At 52.8% G+C, this 14,584-nt stretch carries 16 protein-coding genes; 8 read left to right on the top strand and 8 right to left on the bottom strand.

What is annotated here, in order from left to right; translation table 11 throughout:
• The first annotated feature begins 60 nt into the window (after positions 1–60).
• From ABLV11_RS12515 to ABLV11_RS12500, 4 genes are all read left to right on the top strand, one after another.
• Positions 61–543: a DUF1097 domain-containing protein gene (locus ABLV11_RS12515; RefSeq protein ID WP_064345266.1), complete on the top strand. Its 483-nt coding sequence runs from the start codon at positions 61–63 to the stop codon at positions 541–543.
• 316 nt (positions 544–859) lie between these two features.
• Positions 860–1,165, top strand: coding sequence for a type 1 fimbrial protein (locus ABLV11_RS12510; RefSeq protein ID WP_126488909.1), 306 nt, complete (start codon positions 860–862; stop codon positions 1,163–1,165).
• A 91-nt stretch (positions 1,166–1,256) separates the two neighbouring features.
• On the top strand, positions 1,257–1,811 hold the full coding sequence (gene ymdB / locus ABLV11_RS12505; RefSeq protein ID WP_004101023.1) for an O-acetyl-ADP-ribose deacetylase: 555 nt from the start codon (positions 1,257–1,259) through the stop codon (positions 1,809–1,811).
• Positions 1,812–1,857: 46 nt separating this feature from the next.
• The gene (locus tag ABLV11_RS12500; RefSeq protein ID WP_016807604.1) at positions 1,858–2,448 is read left to right on the top strand and encodes a TetR/AcrR family transcriptional regulator; all 591 of its coding nucleotides are present in this window, start codon (positions 1,858–1,860) and stop codon (positions 2,446–2,448) included.
• Between the two features lie 35 nt (positions 2,449–2,483).
• Here ABLV11_RS12500 and mdoC read toward each other — a convergent pair whose 3' ends face one another.
• On the bottom strand, positions 2,484–3,644 hold the full coding sequence (mdoC, locus tag ABLV11_RS12495; RefSeq protein ID WP_004112140.1) for a glucans biosynthesis protein MdoC: 1,161 nt from the start codon (positions 3,642–3,644) through the stop codon (positions 2,484–2,486).
• Positions 3,645–3,896: 252 nt separating this feature from the next.
• Between mdoC and mdoG the strand changes: the two genes are divergently transcribed.
• The 3 genes from mdoG (at position 3,897) to ABLV11_RS12480 (ending at position 8,266) form a co-directional block, all read left to right on the top strand.
• A complete protein-coding gene (mdoG, locus tag ABLV11_RS12490) occupies positions 3,897–5,450 on the top strand; it encodes a glucans biosynthesis protein MdoG (RefSeq protein WP_004101027.1) in 1,554 nt (517 codons plus the stop codon).
• Entirely contained in the window at positions 5,443–7,971 is a 2,529-nt protein-coding gene (mdoH, locus tag ABLV11_RS12485) for a glucans biosynthesis glucosyltransferase MdoH (RefSeq protein WP_004101028.1), read from the top strand. Before mdoG ends, mdoH begins: the two co-directional genes overlap by 8 nt.
• A gap of 67 nt (positions 7,972–8,038) precedes the next feature.
• A complete protein-coding gene (locus ABLV11_RS12480) occupies positions 8,039–8,266 on the top strand; it encodes a YceK/YidQ family lipoprotein (RefSeq protein WP_004112143.1) in 228 nt (75 codons plus the stop codon).
• Here ABLV11_RS12480 and ABLV11_RS12475 read toward each other — a convergent pair whose 3' ends face one another.
• The 3 genes from ABLV11_RS12475 to ABLV11_RS12465 form a co-directional block, all read right to left on the bottom strand.
• Complete coding sequence (locus ABLV11_RS12475) at positions 8,267–8,653, bottom strand: MysB family protein (protein ID WP_004101030.1); 387 nt, start codon at positions 8,651–8,653, stop codon at positions 8,267–8,269.
• A 79-nt stretch (positions 8,654–8,732) separates the two neighbouring features.
• Complete coding sequence (mdtG, locus tag ABLV11_RS12470) at positions 8,733–9,983, bottom strand: multidrug efflux MFS transporter MdtG (RefSeq protein ID WP_004101031.1); 1,251 nt, start codon at positions 9,981–9,983, stop codon at positions 8,733–8,735.
• Between the two features lie 183 nt (positions 9,984–10,166).
• Complete coding sequence (locus ABLV11_RS12465) at positions 10,167–11,087, bottom strand: LpxL/LpxP family Kdo(2)-lipid IV(A) lauroyl/palmitoleoyl acyltransferase (protein ID WP_004101033.1); 921 nt, start codon at positions 11,085–11,087, stop codon at positions 10,167–10,169.
• A 209-nt stretch (positions 11,088–11,296) separates the two neighbouring features.
• Between ABLV11_RS12465 and ABLV11_RS12460 the strand changes: the two genes are divergently transcribed.
• Complete coding sequence (locus ABLV11_RS12460; protein WP_004101035.1) at positions 11,297–12,361, top strand: rhodanese-related sulfurtransferase; 1,065 nt, start codon at positions 11,297–11,299, stop codon at positions 12,359–12,361.
• On the opposite strand, the gene ABLV11_RS12455 is transcribed toward ABLV11_RS12460, so the two are convergent.
• The 4 genes from ABLV11_RS12455 to dinI all read right to left on the bottom strand — a co-directional run bounded on the left by ABLV11_RS12455 (position 12,347) and on the right by dinI (position 14,565).
• Positions 12,347–12,460, bottom strand: a complete 114-nt coding sequence (locus ABLV11_RS12455) for a YceO family protein (protein WP_004101037.1) — start codon at positions 12,458–12,460, stop codon at positions 12,347–12,349. The genes ABLV11_RS12460 and ABLV11_RS12455 overlap by 15 nt on opposite strands.
• Positions 12,461–12,535: 75 nt before the next feature.
• Positions 12,536–13,654, bottom strand: coding sequence for an N-methyl-L-tryptophan oxidase (solA, locus tag ABLV11_RS12450; protein ID WP_049593275.1), 1,119 nt, complete (start codon positions 13,652–13,654; stop codon positions 12,536–12,538).
• A gap of 124 nt (positions 13,655–13,778) precedes the next feature.
• A complete protein-coding gene (bssS, locus tag ABLV11_RS12445) occupies positions 13,779–14,033 on the bottom strand; it encodes a biofilm formation regulator BssS (RefSeq protein ID WP_004101039.1) in 255 nt (84 codons plus the stop codon).
• A 286-nt stretch (positions 14,034–14,319) separates the two neighbouring features.
• On the bottom strand, positions 14,320–14,565 hold the full coding sequence (gene dinI / locus ABLV11_RS12440; RefSeq protein ID WP_105890060.1) for a DNA damage-inducible protein I: 246 nt from the start codon (positions 14,563–14,565) through the stop codon (positions 14,320–14,322).
• Between the last annotated feature and the right edge of the window lie 19 nt (positions 14,566–14,584).

Genomic DNA, 14,584 nt, shown 5'->3' with positions numbered 1-14,584 from the left:
AATTCATTTAGTGTGTTCCATATCTCATTTGGCCGGCGCGTTTCTGCTATGATACGCGCCATGAACATACTCTTCGCAATCGCATTAACGACGGGCTTACTCTCTGCAATTTGGGGATGGGTAGCGGTCGCACTGGGTCTGCTGAGCTGGGCGGGATTTCTCGGGTGTACGGCTTACTTTGCCTGTCCGCAAGGTGGGTTAAAAGGGCTGGTTATTTCCACCTGTACGGTAATGAGCGGCGTAGTGTGGGCGCTGGTGATTATTCACGGCAGCGCGCTGGCGCCTCAGCTGGAAATAGTGAGCTATATCATGACCGGTATCGTGGCGTTTATGATGTGCATTCAGGCGCGCCAGCTATTACTCTCTTTTGTGCCGGGCACCTTTATCGGCGCCTGTGCGACCTTTGCCGCCAGCGGCGACTGGCGTTTGGTTTTACCTTCACTGGCGCTGGGGCTGGTCTTTGGCTACGCCATGAAAAATAGCGGCCTGTGGCTGGCGACGCGGGCGGAAAAGAATAAATCCCTGGCTAACGAAAGTCGTTAACCGCGCTTCGCTCATACTGCTTCTCAACCTTCCCTGTATTCATCTGTTAAAAGAGCCCTACGGGCTCTTTTGCTGTTTTTGGCAGAATATCGTCCATAGCCTTCTCCTTTCTTAGTTTATTTTCCTCTATAAATCAGCACGATAAACTGTACTGATAGTCAGTGAATCGATTTTGTAATCATATTTATATAAATGCTGGTTATTTGTTTTTAAAATGTTAATACAATTGGGCTGAGGTAAAAAAATGTAACTCGATGCGCTCATGGATGGCTGTGCTTTTTTTAATAGCTAGACCAACAAGCAGAGGGGTTTTACAATGGAAACAATTAGATACATATCACTTGCGGCCCTGTTTTTTTTACCCACGAGTTTCAGCCCGGCGATTGCCGAACAGACAGTCGCCGGTGTTATTCATTTCTATGGAAGAGTTGTGGAAGCGCCCTGTCAGCTCAATGCTATCAAGAATCAGGTGGTGATGGATTGTCCGAGGGCGGAAACGGTGCGGATCTCTGCCCGTCAGCTGGAGAAAGGGGATGTTCACAATGAAAATATCCGTTCCGCGCAGTTGAGATATATTAACCCACAACGGACTCTCGCTATTCTGGACGTTGATTATCGCTAACCTCCGGCGCCCCCAGGCTTTCGTCCCGGGGGCGATCGTGCCATATTATCCTCGTTTATCTATTTCAAGACGCATGCCGACAGGAGGAGAAATGGCTGTTCAACCTGAGGTAATTCTCGGCGACATTACCACGCTGGCGGTCGACGTTATCGTCAATGCAGCAAACCCTTCGCTGTTAGGCGGAGGAGGCGTAGACGGCGCAATCCACCGCGCAGCAGGCCCGGACCTGCTGGCTGCCTGCAAAGTTGTGCGCCAGCAGCAAGGGGAGTGTCCGCCGGGCCATGCGGTGATAACGACGGCAGGAAACCTGCCCGCCAGCGCGGTCATTCATGCCGTGGGGCCGATCTGGCACGGTGGTGACAGGCAGGAGGCGGAATTACTGGCGGACGCCTATAAAAATAGCCTGCAGCTGGCCTCGGCAAACAATTACCGCTCTATTGCTTTTCCCGCTATCAGCACCGGCGTTTACGGCTACCCTAAACAAGCTGCCGCCGAGATAGCCATTAATACGGTGAATGCATTTCTTACTCGCTACCATCCTCTGGAACGCGTTTGTTTCGTCTGCTTTGATGCCGAAACCGCCAGTATCTATAACCGATTACTGGAGGAGAGTCGGGCACAACTCGGTCGCCATAATAAGTTATGATAGCTTCCTCCGATCGCGGGGATCCATCATGACAGGAGATTTATCGGTGGCTGAAGGGAAGGTTCTACAAAAACAACGGCTTCGCCGGACGGAAATTGTGGTCGCGGCGCAAAAATGCTTTGCTGAAAAGGGCCTGCACGGCGCCTCAGTGGCAGATATCGCGCGGCGGGCTGGTCTGAGCGTCGGCCAGCTTTATCGTGTTTTTGCCAGTAAAGAAGAGATTATCGAAGTCATCGTCAGCGAGATAGTGAACGCCAGAGTTGGCGAGATGGTTGCCGGGAATCATGATTTGGCCCGCATGGCGTCGGTTTTAGCCGGCGCGATCCCGGCGAGCGAGAGTACGAAAAATGATAATTATCTGCTAATGGAGATTAACGCCGAAGCCTCCCGAAATCCGCGCCTGCGAGAAATCATGAACCAGGCCGATCGACGCCTGAAGGAAGAAGGAGGAAAACTTACCCGGCACTACCACCCCGAAATGACCGCTGAACAAATTAGCGTCGCCTGCGAATTTATCGCGATATTAACCGAAGGGGCGGCGTATCGCTGCGACCTGGCGACTGCCCCGACGGTGGATAAAGCGGCGATGGAAATGCTTTATCGCGATGTCTTTAACCTGGTGTTCACGCGAAAATAGCGCTGCTGTGCTCGTATAGCGCAGCAGCATAATTTTTAACCGGCAGAAGTCTGCGGCTTCGCCGTTTTTTGCTGGAATTTTCCGGAAAAAAGAAAGCGCAACAGCGGTATTCGCAGGTGGATTTCATACAGGACCAGCGCAATACCCACCACAAATACCAGTCCGGTAATAAATCCCAGCGTATTGGACTTAATTATCGGCGTGATCCACGCCCCGTAGAGCAGAGTCAATGGATGGTGCACTAAATAGATAAACAGCGATGCGTTGACGAAATAGGTTACCCGCGCGGACTGGAAATTTAGCAGACGGTGGCCAAGCGAAAAGACCACGTTGACCATCCATAGCCCCAGCACCATGGTAATGACGGATTCTGTTTCATACATCCAGCCATCGCCGGAACCGTACTGCTGATTCAGACGATAGGCGATAAAACCCAGTAGCGCTGCGGTATAGCACCAGGGGGAGGGCGTAGTGAACATGAGCTTCAGGCGTGAATTGATAAACGTCTGCGCGCCGAGAATAAAGAAAGGCAGATAAAACAGCGTCTGCATAACGACGAAATTGAACAGACCGTTGCTGAGAATGGGCGGGTAAAGAATAAAAAGGGTGCGGCGAATGACCGCATACAGCACGCCCAGGGCAAGAAAAATCATCGATAGCTGACCTAATGTGACGGTGTCACCGAAGGTTGGCGCAGCGGCAGAACGCTGGCGCGTCAGCCATCTAAACATCACTACGCCCAACGAGGTCAGGACCACCAGGACGAGCAGAAACCACAGGTGGGAAATCAGCTCCCAGGCAAGGGTATTGAATTTGTCATAGCCTGAAAGCGTGTGCCAGTTTTCCGCTTTTCCGTTAACGTACTGCAGCATAATAAACTGCGGCAACGTCAAAAGAGGGATGGCAGTTAACATGGGAATGCCTACCCGCTCAACGCGAACTTTCCACCATTTCTTCAGCGGATAGCGTAGAAAAAGCATGTAGGAAAAATAGCCGGAAATAACAAAGAAGACCTGCATGCGAAAGGCATGGATGAAGTCGTTGAACAACGTCAACCACCACGACGGCTCTGCGCTGTTGACGTGCCAGCTGTGGCTGGAGTAAATAAGCGAGATGTGAAAAGGGATCCCCAACAGCATCAGCCAGGCGCGGATGCTATCGAAAAAATATTCACGCTGTACCGGAGTATTATTCATACAATATCACTACATTCTCAGACAAATCGTCTTATCACTCAACGTGATAACGTTTAAATTCTCTGCAACCCTACATGAACTCTGGTTATCTGTCTCCAGGATAAGCACGCAAAGTGCAATCGGGGCAGTGAACTGCGTATTCCCTGTGCCGCCAGGCCGAACAATGCAGGGATTATGTTGTCGGAATGCCTGAGTTTCCATTAAAATAGATCGGATCGATTTAAGCACACAAAGGGGGAAGTGCTTACTTATATGAAACATAAACCACAGATGATGAAAATGCGTTGGTTAAGCGCAGCCGTAATGTTGTCCCTGTGTACTTCATCTGCATGGGCATTCAGCATTGATGACGTCGCAAAAGAGGCACAAACGTTAGCCGGCAAAGGCTTTGAAGCGCCTAAAAGTAACCTGCCCTCTGCCTTCCGCGATATGAAGTATGCGGACTATCAGCAAATTCAGTTTAATCACGACAAAGCTTATTGGAATAATCTGAAAAGCCCATTCAAGCTCGAGTTTTATCACCAGGGGATGTATTTCGATACGCCGGTCACCATTAATGAAGTGACGGCAACCAGCGTACGTAAAATTAAATATAGCCCGGACTATTTTAATTTTGGCAACGTCCAGCACGACAAAGACACGGTTAAAGACCTCGGCTTTGCGGGCTTCAAAGTCCTGTATCCGATCAACAGCAAAGACAAGAATGATGAAATCGTCAGCATGCTCGGAGCCAGCTATTTCCGCGTGCTTGGCCAGGGTCAGGTATACGGTCTTTCCGCTCGTGGGCTGGCGATTGATACCGCGCTGCCTTCCGGCGAAGAGTTCCCGCGTTTTCGTGAGTTCTGGATTGAGCGTCCAAAAGCGACCGATAAACGCCTGACGATTTACGCCCTGCTTGATTCCCCGCGCGCAACCGGCGCCTACCGTTTCGTGATTATGCCCGGCCGCGACACCGTGGTGGACGTGCAGTCTAAGGTCTATCTGCGCGACAAAGTCGGCAAGCTCGGCGTGGCGCCGTTGACCAGTATGTTCCTGTTTGGGCCACATCAGCCGTCGCCGACCACGAACTATCGTCCGGCGCTGCATGACTCCAACGGCCTGTCCATCCTGGCCGGCAACGGCGAGTGGATCTGGCGTCCGCTGAATAATCCAAAACATCTTGCCGTCAGCAGCTATGCGATGGAAAACCCGCAGGGCTTTGGCCTGCTGCAGCGTGGTCGCCAGTTCTCCCGTTTTGAAGATCTCGATGACCGCTACGATCTGCGCCCCAGCGCATGGATTACGCCGAAAGGTGATTGGGGTAAGGGCAAAATCGAACTGGTCGAAATCCCGACCAATGATGAAACCAACGATAACATCGTCACCTACTGGACGCCCGATCAGCTGCCCGAACCCGGCAAAGAGATGAATTTCAAATACACCATCACTTTTAGCCGCGATGAAGACAAGCTGCACGCGCCGGATAACGCTTACGTTATGCAGACCCGCCGTTCTACCGGCGACGTCAAGCAATCGAACCTGATTCGCCAGCCTGATGGCACCATTGCCTTTATTGTCGATTTCACCGGCGCCGAGATGAAAAAGCTGCCCGCAGATACGCCAGTGACTGCCCAGGCCAGCATCGGCGATAACGCTGAAATCGTTGAAAACACCGTGCGTTATAACCCAGTGACTAAAGGCTGGCGTATGATCCTGCGCGTCAAAGTGAAAGATCCTAAGAAAACCACGGATATGCGCGCTGCGCTGGTCAATACCGACCAGACGCTGAGCGAAACCTGGAGCTATCAGCTGCCTGCCAATGAATAAGATAACGAAGTACATCGATGCATTGCCGCTGTCGGATGCAGAAAAGCGCGCGTTACCTGACGCGAGTCTGCAGGCCGTACATCAAGCACTGGACGCTGAACATCACGTTTATAAACGGGAAGATGACTCCCCGCTGGGGTCGGTGAAAGCCCGACTGGAGCATAGCTGGCCAGATTCACTGGCCGGTAATCAGCTGGTGAAGGATGATGAAGGGCGCACGCAGCTGAACGCCATGCCGAAAGCAAAACGTTCCTCTATGTTCCCGGACCCATGGCGTACTAACCCGGTCGGGCGCTTCTGGGATCGTCTGCGCGGACGCGATGTGACTCCGCGCTATCTCTCTCGCCTCAGTCAGGAGGAACAGGCGAGCGAGCAGAAATGGCGTACCGTCGGCTCTATTCGTCGCTATATTCTTCTGCTGCTCACCCTGGCGCAGACCGTCGTGGCAACCTGGTACATGAAAACCATTTTGCCTTACCAGGGCTGGGCGCTGATTAACCCGGCGGACATGGTGGGACAGAACCTGTGGATCTCCTTTATGCAGCTACTGCCGTATGTGCTGCAGTCCGGGATCCTGATTCTTTTCGCCGTGCTTTTTTGTTGGGTTTCTGCGGGTTTCTGGACTGCGCTGATGGGCTTCCTGCAGCTACTTATCGGCCGCGATAAGTACAGTATCTCCGCGTCAACGGTCGGGAATGAGCCGTTAAATCCGGAGCATCGCACCGCGCTTATCATGCCTATCTGTAACGAAGACGTTGACCGCGTATTCGCGGGCCTGCGCGCGACCTGGGAGTCGGTAAAAGCCAGCGGTAATGCCGAGCACTTTGATGTCTATATCCTGAGCGATAGCTACAACCCGGACATCTGCGTGGCGGAGCAAAAAGCGTGGATGGAGCTGATTGCCGAAGTGCAGGGCGAAGGGCAGATCTTCTACCGTCGCCGCCGTCGCCGCGTGAAGCGTAAAAGCGGTAACATTGATGACTTCTGCCGTCGGTGGGGGAGCCAGTACAGCTATATGGTGGTGCTGGATGCCGACTCCGTAATGAGCGGTGAATGTCTGAGCGGCCTGGTGCGCCTGATGGAAGCGAACCCGAATGCCGGGATCATTCAGTCTTCACCCCGCGCGTCGGGTATGGATACGCTTTATGCGCGCTGCCAGCAGTTTGCTACCCGCGTCTACGGCCCGCTGTTTACCGCCGGTTTGCACTTCTGGCAGTTGGGGGAATCCCACTACTGGGGTCACAACGCGATTATCCGGGTGAAACCGTTTATTGAGCACTGCGCGCTGGCGCCGCTGCCGGGCGAGGGCAACTTCGCCGGGTCAATTCTGTCGCACGACTTCGTGGAAGCGGCGCTGATGCGTCGCGCCGGGTGGGGCGTATGGATTGCTTACGATCTTCCCGGCTCTTATGAAGAGCTGCCGCCAAACCTGCTGGACGAGCTGAAGCGCGATCGCCGCTGGTGTCAGGGTAACCTGATGAACTTCCGCCTGTTCCTGGTTAAAGGGATGCATCCGGTTCACCGTGCAGTGTTCCTGACCGGCGTGATGTCATACCTGTCGGCACCGCTGTGGTTTATGTTCCTTGCGCTCTCTACCGCTCTGCAGGTAGTGCATGCCTTGACCGAACCGCAGTACTTCCTGCAGCCGCGGCAGCTGTTCCCGGTCTGGCCGCAGTGGCGCCCGGAGCTGGCTATAGCCCTGTTTGCTTCGACCATGGTGCTGCTGTTCCTGCCGAAGCTGCTGAGCATTATTCTGGTTTGGTGTAAAGGGCCTAAAGAGTACGGTGGCTTTATCCGCGTCACGCTCTCTCTGCTGCTGGAGGTGCTGTTTTCGGTGCTGCTGGCGCCGGTACGTATGCTGTTCCATACCGTCTTTGTGGTCAGCGCGTTTCTCGGCTGGGAAGTGGTGTGGAACTCGCCGCAGCGTGACGATGACTCTACCCCATGGGGTGAAGCGTTTATGCGTCACGGATCGCAGATGCTGTTGGGTCTGGTCTGGGCGGTGGGCATGGCATGGCTGGATCTGCGTTTCCTGTTCTGGCTGGCGCCGATCGTGGTCTCGCTGATTCTGTCGCCGTTCGTGTCGGCTATTTCCAGCCGCGCCACCATTGGCCTGCGCACTAAGCGCTGGAAGCTGTTCCTGATCCCGGAAGAGTACTCTCCGCCGCAGGTGCTAAAAGATACTGACGCTTACCTGACGCTGAACCGCCAGCGTTCTCTGGACGATGGCTTTATGCATGCGGTATTCAACCCGTCGTTTAACGCGCTGGCAACAGCGATGGCTACCGCGCGCCACCGTCACGGGCATATTTTGGATATCGCTCGCGAACGTCACGTTGAACAGGCGCTGAACGAGACGCCGGATAAACTTAACCGCGATCGTCGTCTGGTCTTGCTGAGCGACCCGGTGACCATGTCGCGTATGCATTATCGCGTGTGGGCCGCTCCGGAGAAATACTCTTCGTGGGTGGCAGCTTATCAGCAGCTGACGCTGAATCCGCTGGCGTTAAAAACCAAGTAAGCCGTACCTTAAGGAAAATACCGGCAATAGTGCCGGTATTTTTTTGACCTGAGAATAGAGGTTGTTGATGAGAGTTTTGCTGGTTATCGCAATGACGCTGCTGCTGAGCGGCTGCGGGAGTATTATCAGTCGCACGGTGCCAGGGCAGGGCCATGGAAATCAGTACTATCCCGGCGTGCAATGGGATGTTCGTGATTCCTCATGGCGCTATATCACGATCCTCGATCTGCCCTTTTCGCTGGTGTTCGATACGCTTCTGCTGCCGCTTGATGCCAGCCATGGGCCTTACAACTAATTAGCGTTCATCCCATTCATCGGCCGCAGCCTGGCCCTCTTCGGTATCGAGCGAGGGTTCAAGCTGAAATTCACCTTCATCCCATTCATGCAGCGTGTTCTCTTCCAGCCACTCCTGGCGCAGCTCAATCTCATCATAATCACCGTCAAAGACGCTTTGCGCAGCCTGGCCGCTGAGTACTGGCAGGCATTCTCCCTGCTGATCTTCGTCGGCAAAAAATTCTGCCTGCCAGGCAATATCACCGTCCTGAAGTACGTACTTCTGGATATTTAACTGCTCAATGCTGGCGCTTTCTTCGTCGCTGTCCGGATTATTAGCCAGAAACTCCTCGCGGGCTGCATCGATTGCTTCTTCGAGCGTGGCATAGAACATCGAATCCTTTGGCATGGCTAACCTCCTAAGAAGAATAGAAATGAATACGATTCAATCTATAGAAGGCGGTTGGCAATGCGTCAAGGCGGTAGCATTAATTTACCGAATGATTGCCGGAACCCGGATTGTCCGTAGCCCGCTGACGACGAACGCGGCCAAGGGTCAGAGTTGAGTAAACCGCGTTAAACAGCACCACAAATGCGGTCACCAGAAAGACCGCCCGAAAACCGTAGTTGGCGGAAACCGACGCGCCGATCAGCGGTCCAGTGACGTTGCCGATATCGCGAAACGACTGGTTATAGCTGAATATTCTGCCCGAGATTTGGCTGGTCGAGTTATACACCAGCAGCGTCTGTACCGCCGGCAGCAGCGCGCCGTCAGCGGCGCCTAGCAAGAAGCGCAGGATCCCCAATTGCAGCGGCGTCTGGACGAACGACATAGGAATCAGGAGCAGGACTGAAATCACCAGCGCGACGATCAGGATCTTCTCCGGACCAATACGATCGCCGAGCTTCCCGAGGCGAGGGGCGCTAAGCAGGGCGGCAATACCGGGGACTGAAGCTATCATACCGCTGATAAACGCAATATTACTTACGTTGCCGGCAAGATCGCGCACGTAAAGCGTCAGAATCGGAGCGATGGAACCGGTAGCGACCTGGATAATCAGTGATGTAACAAACAGGCTCAGCACCAGCTTTGGACTTTTAAGCGACGAAAAGACGTCTTTCGCGCTGAGCATCTCTTTTTTGCTGACCGCGACAAAATTCTCGCGGATGAGAAACAGGGTAAATAAGAAACAAATAAACAGTACGCTTGCTGTCATAAAGAAGACGGTGCGTAACCCCCAGTGGTCGGCCAGGAAGCCGCCAGCCAGGGGCCCCAGCAGCGCGCCGCTAACGGCCCCCGTAGAGAGGGTCCCCAGCGCCCAGCCGCTCTTATGGCGGGGGATTTGCGTTGCGATCAGCGCATTGGCGTTGGGAATAAATCCGCCGAGCAGGCCTAACAGCGCGCGCAGGATCAGAAATTGCCAGATATTCTGCGCCAGCCCCATGAGCAGCATGACGATAGCCATACCGAGGGCTGAGCGCAGCAGCATTATTTTGCGCCCTTTGCGGTCCGCGAGTCCGCCCCAGAAGGGAGAAGCTACGGCTGAAAATAAAAAGGTAATGCTGAAAACCAGCCCTGACCACATATTCAGGGCACTGTGGCCGGTGACGCCGAGCTGTTCAACGTACAAAGGGAGAAATGGCATCACCAGGCTAAAGGCCGCCCCGGTTAAAAAGCAGCCGAGCCAGGTGACGGTGAGATTACGTTTCCAGTTAATAGGGGTATCAGCAGACGACATAGGATTCCACTGGCCTGCAGCGCAGGTCAAATAATTGAAAATATGAGCATGCTAATTATGCGCCTGAGAAATGACTGCCGCAATGCAGGAGAGCTTTTAAAGCTAAAGGAGGGGACTAAACAAGGCGACATATCCCGCATCCGTGTTCAGATGCGGGATAACCAGGCGGAAAATGGAAAAGATTTAATAACGAGAAGGAACGCCTTCCGGACGCGTTTTAAAGCGGCGGTGCATCCACATATACTGCTCCGGCGCCATTAATATGCATTTCTCAACAACTTTATTCATCCACAGAGCGGTCGTCTCCGCATCGTCCAGCGGCGGATCGCACTCTGGCGGCAGGATGATCAGCTCATAACCTTTACCGTCGGGTTTACGGCGCGGAACGAAGGGGACGATGCAGGCTTTTGACATCTTTGCCAGCATCCAGGTGCCGGAGGTCGTCGCGGCCTGGTCAACAGCGAAAAACGGCACAAACACGCTGGCGGCGGGGCCATAGTCGTGGTCCGGCGCGTACCAGATCACTTCTCCCTTTTTCAATGCGCGGATCATACCCTTGAGATCTTTACGATCGATCATGTCTTTGTTGGAGCGCAGCCGTCCCCAGGTCTGTAGCCAGTCGATAACCGGGTTATCATTAGGGCGATAAACTCCGATACCCGGCTCATTGATGCCGAACATGCGGGCGCCCATTTCCAGGGTCAGAAAATGAATGCCAATAAGCAAAATGCCGCGCTTTTGCGCCTGTACATCGCGGATATGCTCTACGCCGATGGAGTCCGTCCAGCGCGCAATACGCTTCGTCGGCCAGAACCAGGCCATACCGGTTTCCATCAGCCCCATACCGACGGATTCAAAGTTTGCCACGACCATCCGGTGACGCTCTTGCTCGCTTTTATCAGGAAAACAAAGCTCCAGATTGCGATGGGCTATTTTTGCCCGGCGCTTCATTAGCCGCATGGCGATACGCCCAAGACCAGTACCGAGGCGATAAATCAGCGGATAAGGCAGCTGAACTACCAACCACAGCAGGCCGATCCCTAACCAAAGCAACCAGTAACGCGGGTGCAGCAACGCTGCGGAAAATTTAGGTAAATGGGTCATCTCATACCTGTTTAATTAAGCAACGTGTTCTATTATCGCATTTTTTTATGCCTCAGCCAAAATACCGGCCTCAGATGGCATTTAATGTTAATGCAAGCAAATATGGGTGAGAAAAATGTAGCGCAAAATGTAGGGATGTAAATTAAGCGTGTTTGCTATATGATGCCCGCCGTTTATTTTACTCATTGACTATGCCGAGCAGGTACACCATGCCAGTGTTACATAACCGCATTTCAAATGAGACGTTAAAAGCGCAAATGTTGGCTGAAACCGAGCCGCGCACGACGATCTCGTTTTATAAATATTTCTCTATTATTGACCCAAAAGCCACGCGCGATGCGCTGTGGATTGCGCTGACTAAGCTTAATGTCTTTGGCCGAATTTACCTGGCTCATGAAGGGATTAACGCGCAAATCAGCGTCCCGCAAAGCCGGGTCGATGCGCTGCGCGAATTCTTATACGGTTTTGACCCCGCCCTCAATGGGCTCCGCCTGAATATCGCTCTGGACGATGACGGTAAATCATTTTGGGTTCTGCGCCTCAAGGTTCGCGATCGGATCGTGGCGGATGGAATTGACGATCCGACATTTGATGCCACGGACGTGGGGGATTATCTGAAAGCCGCAGAGGTTAACGCGATGCTGGACGATCCCAATGCGGTCTTTATTGATATGCGCAATCACTACGAGTATGAGGTTGGCCATTTCGAGAACGCACTGGAGATCCCGGCGGATACTTTTCGCGACCAGCTACCAAAAGCCGTGGAGATGATGCAGGAACATAAAGATAAGAATATCGTGATGTACTGCACCGGCGGTATCCGTTGTGAAAAAGCCAGCGCCTGGATGAAGCACAACGGATTTACTAAAGTCTCGCATATTGAGGGCGGGATTATCGAGTATGCGAGACGCGCCCGCGAGCAGGGGCTGCCGGTACGCTTTGTCGGTAAAAACTTTGTCTTCGATGAGCGGATGGGGGAGCGTATCTCAGATGACGTTATCGCCCATTGCCATCAGTGCGGCGCTCCGTGCGATAGCCACACCAATTGCCTGAATGATGGTTGCCATCTGCTGTTTATCCAGTGTCCTTCCTGCGCGGAGAAATTCGCCGGCTGCTGTAGCGAAGCCTGCATGGAAGAACATAAGCTGCCGGAAGAGGAGCAGAGAAAACTGCGTGCCGGACGGGAAAATGGCAATAAGATCTTTAATAAATCCCGCGGTCGTCTGAATACTAAGCTGGGGATCCCCGATCCTGAGCCGTCAGAAAAACCATAACCAGATAAGATCGATAAACGCCAGCAGCAGCCACAGCGCCAGGTAGATCATAAAATGTTCGCGGACGTTGTTAACCAGTAATTCAAACAGGCGACGCATCATCTCTCTCAGTTATTAACGGCCTCAAACGAGGCCGTTTCTTTTAGCGTAGTTGTGACGTTGGGCAGCGGGCAGTTATTTATTAAACCGCGCCAGTGAAAACGCAGATAGATCAAATCCAAAGGGTTCTTCAAGCGCGAACCGTGTGGCCAGTTCGCCTAAAACCGGAGCAAATTTAAAGCCGTGACCGCTCAGGCCGGTGATCAGCAGCGTATCCGGCTGGCCGGGTAGCATATCAATAATAAAGTCTTCGTCAGCAGTATTGTCATAGGTGCAGGATGCGCCGTGCAGGCAGCCGCCGATACCGGGCAACACGTTACGCAAGAAGCTAAAAGATTCTGAACCGTCCGTAGCAACAGAGCCAAACGGCTTGCGCTCCTCCGGAGTGGAAATAAGCTGCCCGCCGTTATGCTTACCGATTTTTAATTCGTTATCTTCTGCCGGGAAACCGTAAAACTGATCGCCATTGGCTAACTCGCCGGTAAACGCCGGGAAGTTATTTTTGCTGCTGTAGCGACCATCGGCCTGAAACCAGGCGAAAATTTTACGTACCGGTTGGACTGGGAGTTCTGGCAACAGACGCGTAACCCAGGTACCGGCGCTGACAAGGAGTTTTTTGCCGCTGTACTCGCCATCCAGCGTCTCAACGGTTACGCCGTCCGGTTGGTGGTGAATAGCAGAAACCGGGCAGTTGAACAATTGCGCGGCTCCCGCTTCGCGTGCCAGACGGATCCAGGTTTCAACGGCCAGTTCGCTGCGCAGTATCCCGGATGCGGGTTCAAATATCGCCCGGTAATCGTCAGGAATACGAATTTCCGGCCAGCGAGTCATCACTGTCTGCGCATCCATTTCTTCAATATTGAGCTGGAACTCGCGCGCGCTGCTGGCCACGTTGCGCAGAAAGTCGGAGTCGGCAGGCCCGAGGTTAATCACCCCTGTACGCTCAAAAACGGCTTCCCCACTGGCGGCGGCAAATTCATCCCATAGCTTCTGCGCGCGTAGTATCAGAGGGACGTATCTTTCGCCTTCGCCGTAAGCATGACGTATCAGGCGGGTGCTGCCGTGATGGCTACCTTCCTGATGCGGAGGCTGATGGGCATCAATCATCAGTACGTTAAGCCCTGCCAGGCGAGCATAATAGCCTGCGGCAGCGCCGACGGAGCCGCTACCGATAATGATAAGATCGTATTGCATGGTGAGTTCCGGGTTATTGCTTTATTAGCAGGGTAATTAACAACCTGCTGATATACAAGCCCGAAAATAGTTCAGGCACCCGAAGGTGCCTGTTAGGTGAATATTAAGACATTTTTGCTAAATCTTAATGCCTTCGATACTCATTTTCCTGGTATTCGCCTGATTCAATCTTCGCAATACCTGCTTCCAGAATAGAAATAAACTGACGTGCGACGTCCGTCGTTAGCCATAGCGTCTGGCCAATCTCTGCGTCTCTACTGCTTTCTTGAGCGGGGTTTTGGTAGTGCAGGCGCAACATCAGCGCATCGTAACTATCTACGGTGCTGATGTCCCATCCAACGAGGGGATGGGTCTGGATGACTTCATTATTCTTTTCCATCATAACCCCTTATTCATATGTTAAAAGACAACAGTTCTCGAGGTTTAATGCGTGTTTTTTGAAGCAAGTTAATTATATCAGCAGTCAAGAATAAACTCGAGAAATTAAATGAAAAAGAGATACATACGCTGCTGGTTGCTGTTTTTTTACGCAAACACAATTCAGTTATACGTTATTTTTGAAGGTGCTAAGCAAAAGCAATAGGGGGAAGTCTGAGTATCAAAAAAATAAAAAAGCCGGGGCGACCCGGCAAAAAGTTGCACAATGAGGGAGCAAATTTAATTGACTAGTCGCGGACAAACCAGTCGTCAGCGCTTTCCCAGGTTTCTTGCAGGATTTCGCTAATCCGGTCTTTGTCTTCTTTCAGGCCGCCGATAACCGACAGATTGTTATTAGCCGCGTAGCGAACCGTCACCTGGCTTGACGTCAAGGGGAACTGCTGTTCGATACGGCGGGAGAGTTCATTGTTCAGCGCATCTAAAGCGCCGTTGGGTAAGGCTGTCGATTTGGCGATAGAGACTTCGATACGCATAATTGCCCCCTGTGTAATG

This window comes from Klebsiella sp. GW_Kp181 (assembly GCF_040062315.1).
Taxonomy (GTDB): Bacteria; Pseudomonadota; Gammaproteobacteria; order Enterobacterales; family Enterobacteriaceae; genus Klebsiella; species Klebsiella oxytoca.
Note: the sequence above shows the minus strand (reverse complement) of the source record. Positions and strands in the feature narration are given on the sequence as shown.

Bases quoted from the DNA above. Each gene is read 5' to 3' on its own strand.
- ABLV11_RS12475 (WP_004101030.1), bottom strand. From the start codon at position 8,653: ATGCCAAAGGATTCGATGTTCTATGCCACGCTCGAAGAAGCAATCGAT.
- ABLV11_RS12480 (WP_004112143.1), top strand. From the start codon at position 8,039: ATGAGAGTTTTGCTGGTTATCGCAATGACGCTGCTGCTGAGCGGCTGC.
- ABLV11_RS12465 (WP_004101033.1), bottom strand. From the start codon at position 11,087: ATGACCCATTTACCTAAATTTTCCGCAGCGTTGCTGCACCCGCGTTAC.
- ABLV11_RS12515 (WP_064345266.1), top strand. From the start codon at position 61: ATGAACATACTCTTCGCAATCGCATTAACGACGGGCTTACTCTCTGCA.
- ABLV11_RS12455 (WP_004101037.1), bottom strand. From the start codon at position 12,460: ATGCGTCGCCTGTTTGAATTACTGGTTAACAACGTCCGCGAACATTTT.
- ABLV11_RS12510 (WP_126488909.1), top strand. From the start codon at position 860: ATGGAAACAATTAGATACATATCACTTGCGGCCCTGTTTTTTTTACCC.
- ABLV11_RS12460 (WP_004101035.1), top strand. From the start codon at position 11,297: ATGCCAGTGTTACATAACCGCATTTCAAATGAGACGTTAAAAGCGCAA.
- dinI (WP_105890060.1), bottom strand. From the start codon at position 14,565: ATGCGTATCGAAGTCTCTATCGCCAAATCGACAGCCTTACCCAACGGC.
- mdtG (WP_004101031.1), bottom strand. From the start codon at position 9,983: ATGTCGTCTGCTGATACCCCTATTAACTGGAAACGTAATCTCACCGTC.
- mdoH (WP_004101028.1), top strand. From the start codon at position 5,443: ATGAATAAGATAACGAAGTACATCGATGCATTGCCGCTGTCGGATGCA.
- ymdB (WP_004101023.1), top strand. From the start codon at position 1,257: ATGGCTGTTCAACCTGAGGTAATTCTCGGCGACATTACCACGCTGGCG.
- mdoC (WP_004112140.1), bottom strand. From the start codon at position 3,644: ATGAATAATACTCCGGTACAGCGTGAATATTTTTTCGATAGCATCCGC.
- bssS (WP_004101039.1), bottom strand. From the start codon at position 14,033: ATGGAAAAGAATAATGAAGTCATCCAGACCCATCCCCTCGTTGGATGG.
- mdoG (WP_004101027.1), top strand. From the start codon at position 3,897: ATGAAACATAAACCACAGATGATGAAAATGCGTTGGTTAAGCGCAGCC.
- solA (WP_049593275.1), bottom strand. From the start codon at position 13,654: ATGCAATACGATCTTATCATTATCGGTAGCGGCTCCGTCGGCGCTGCC.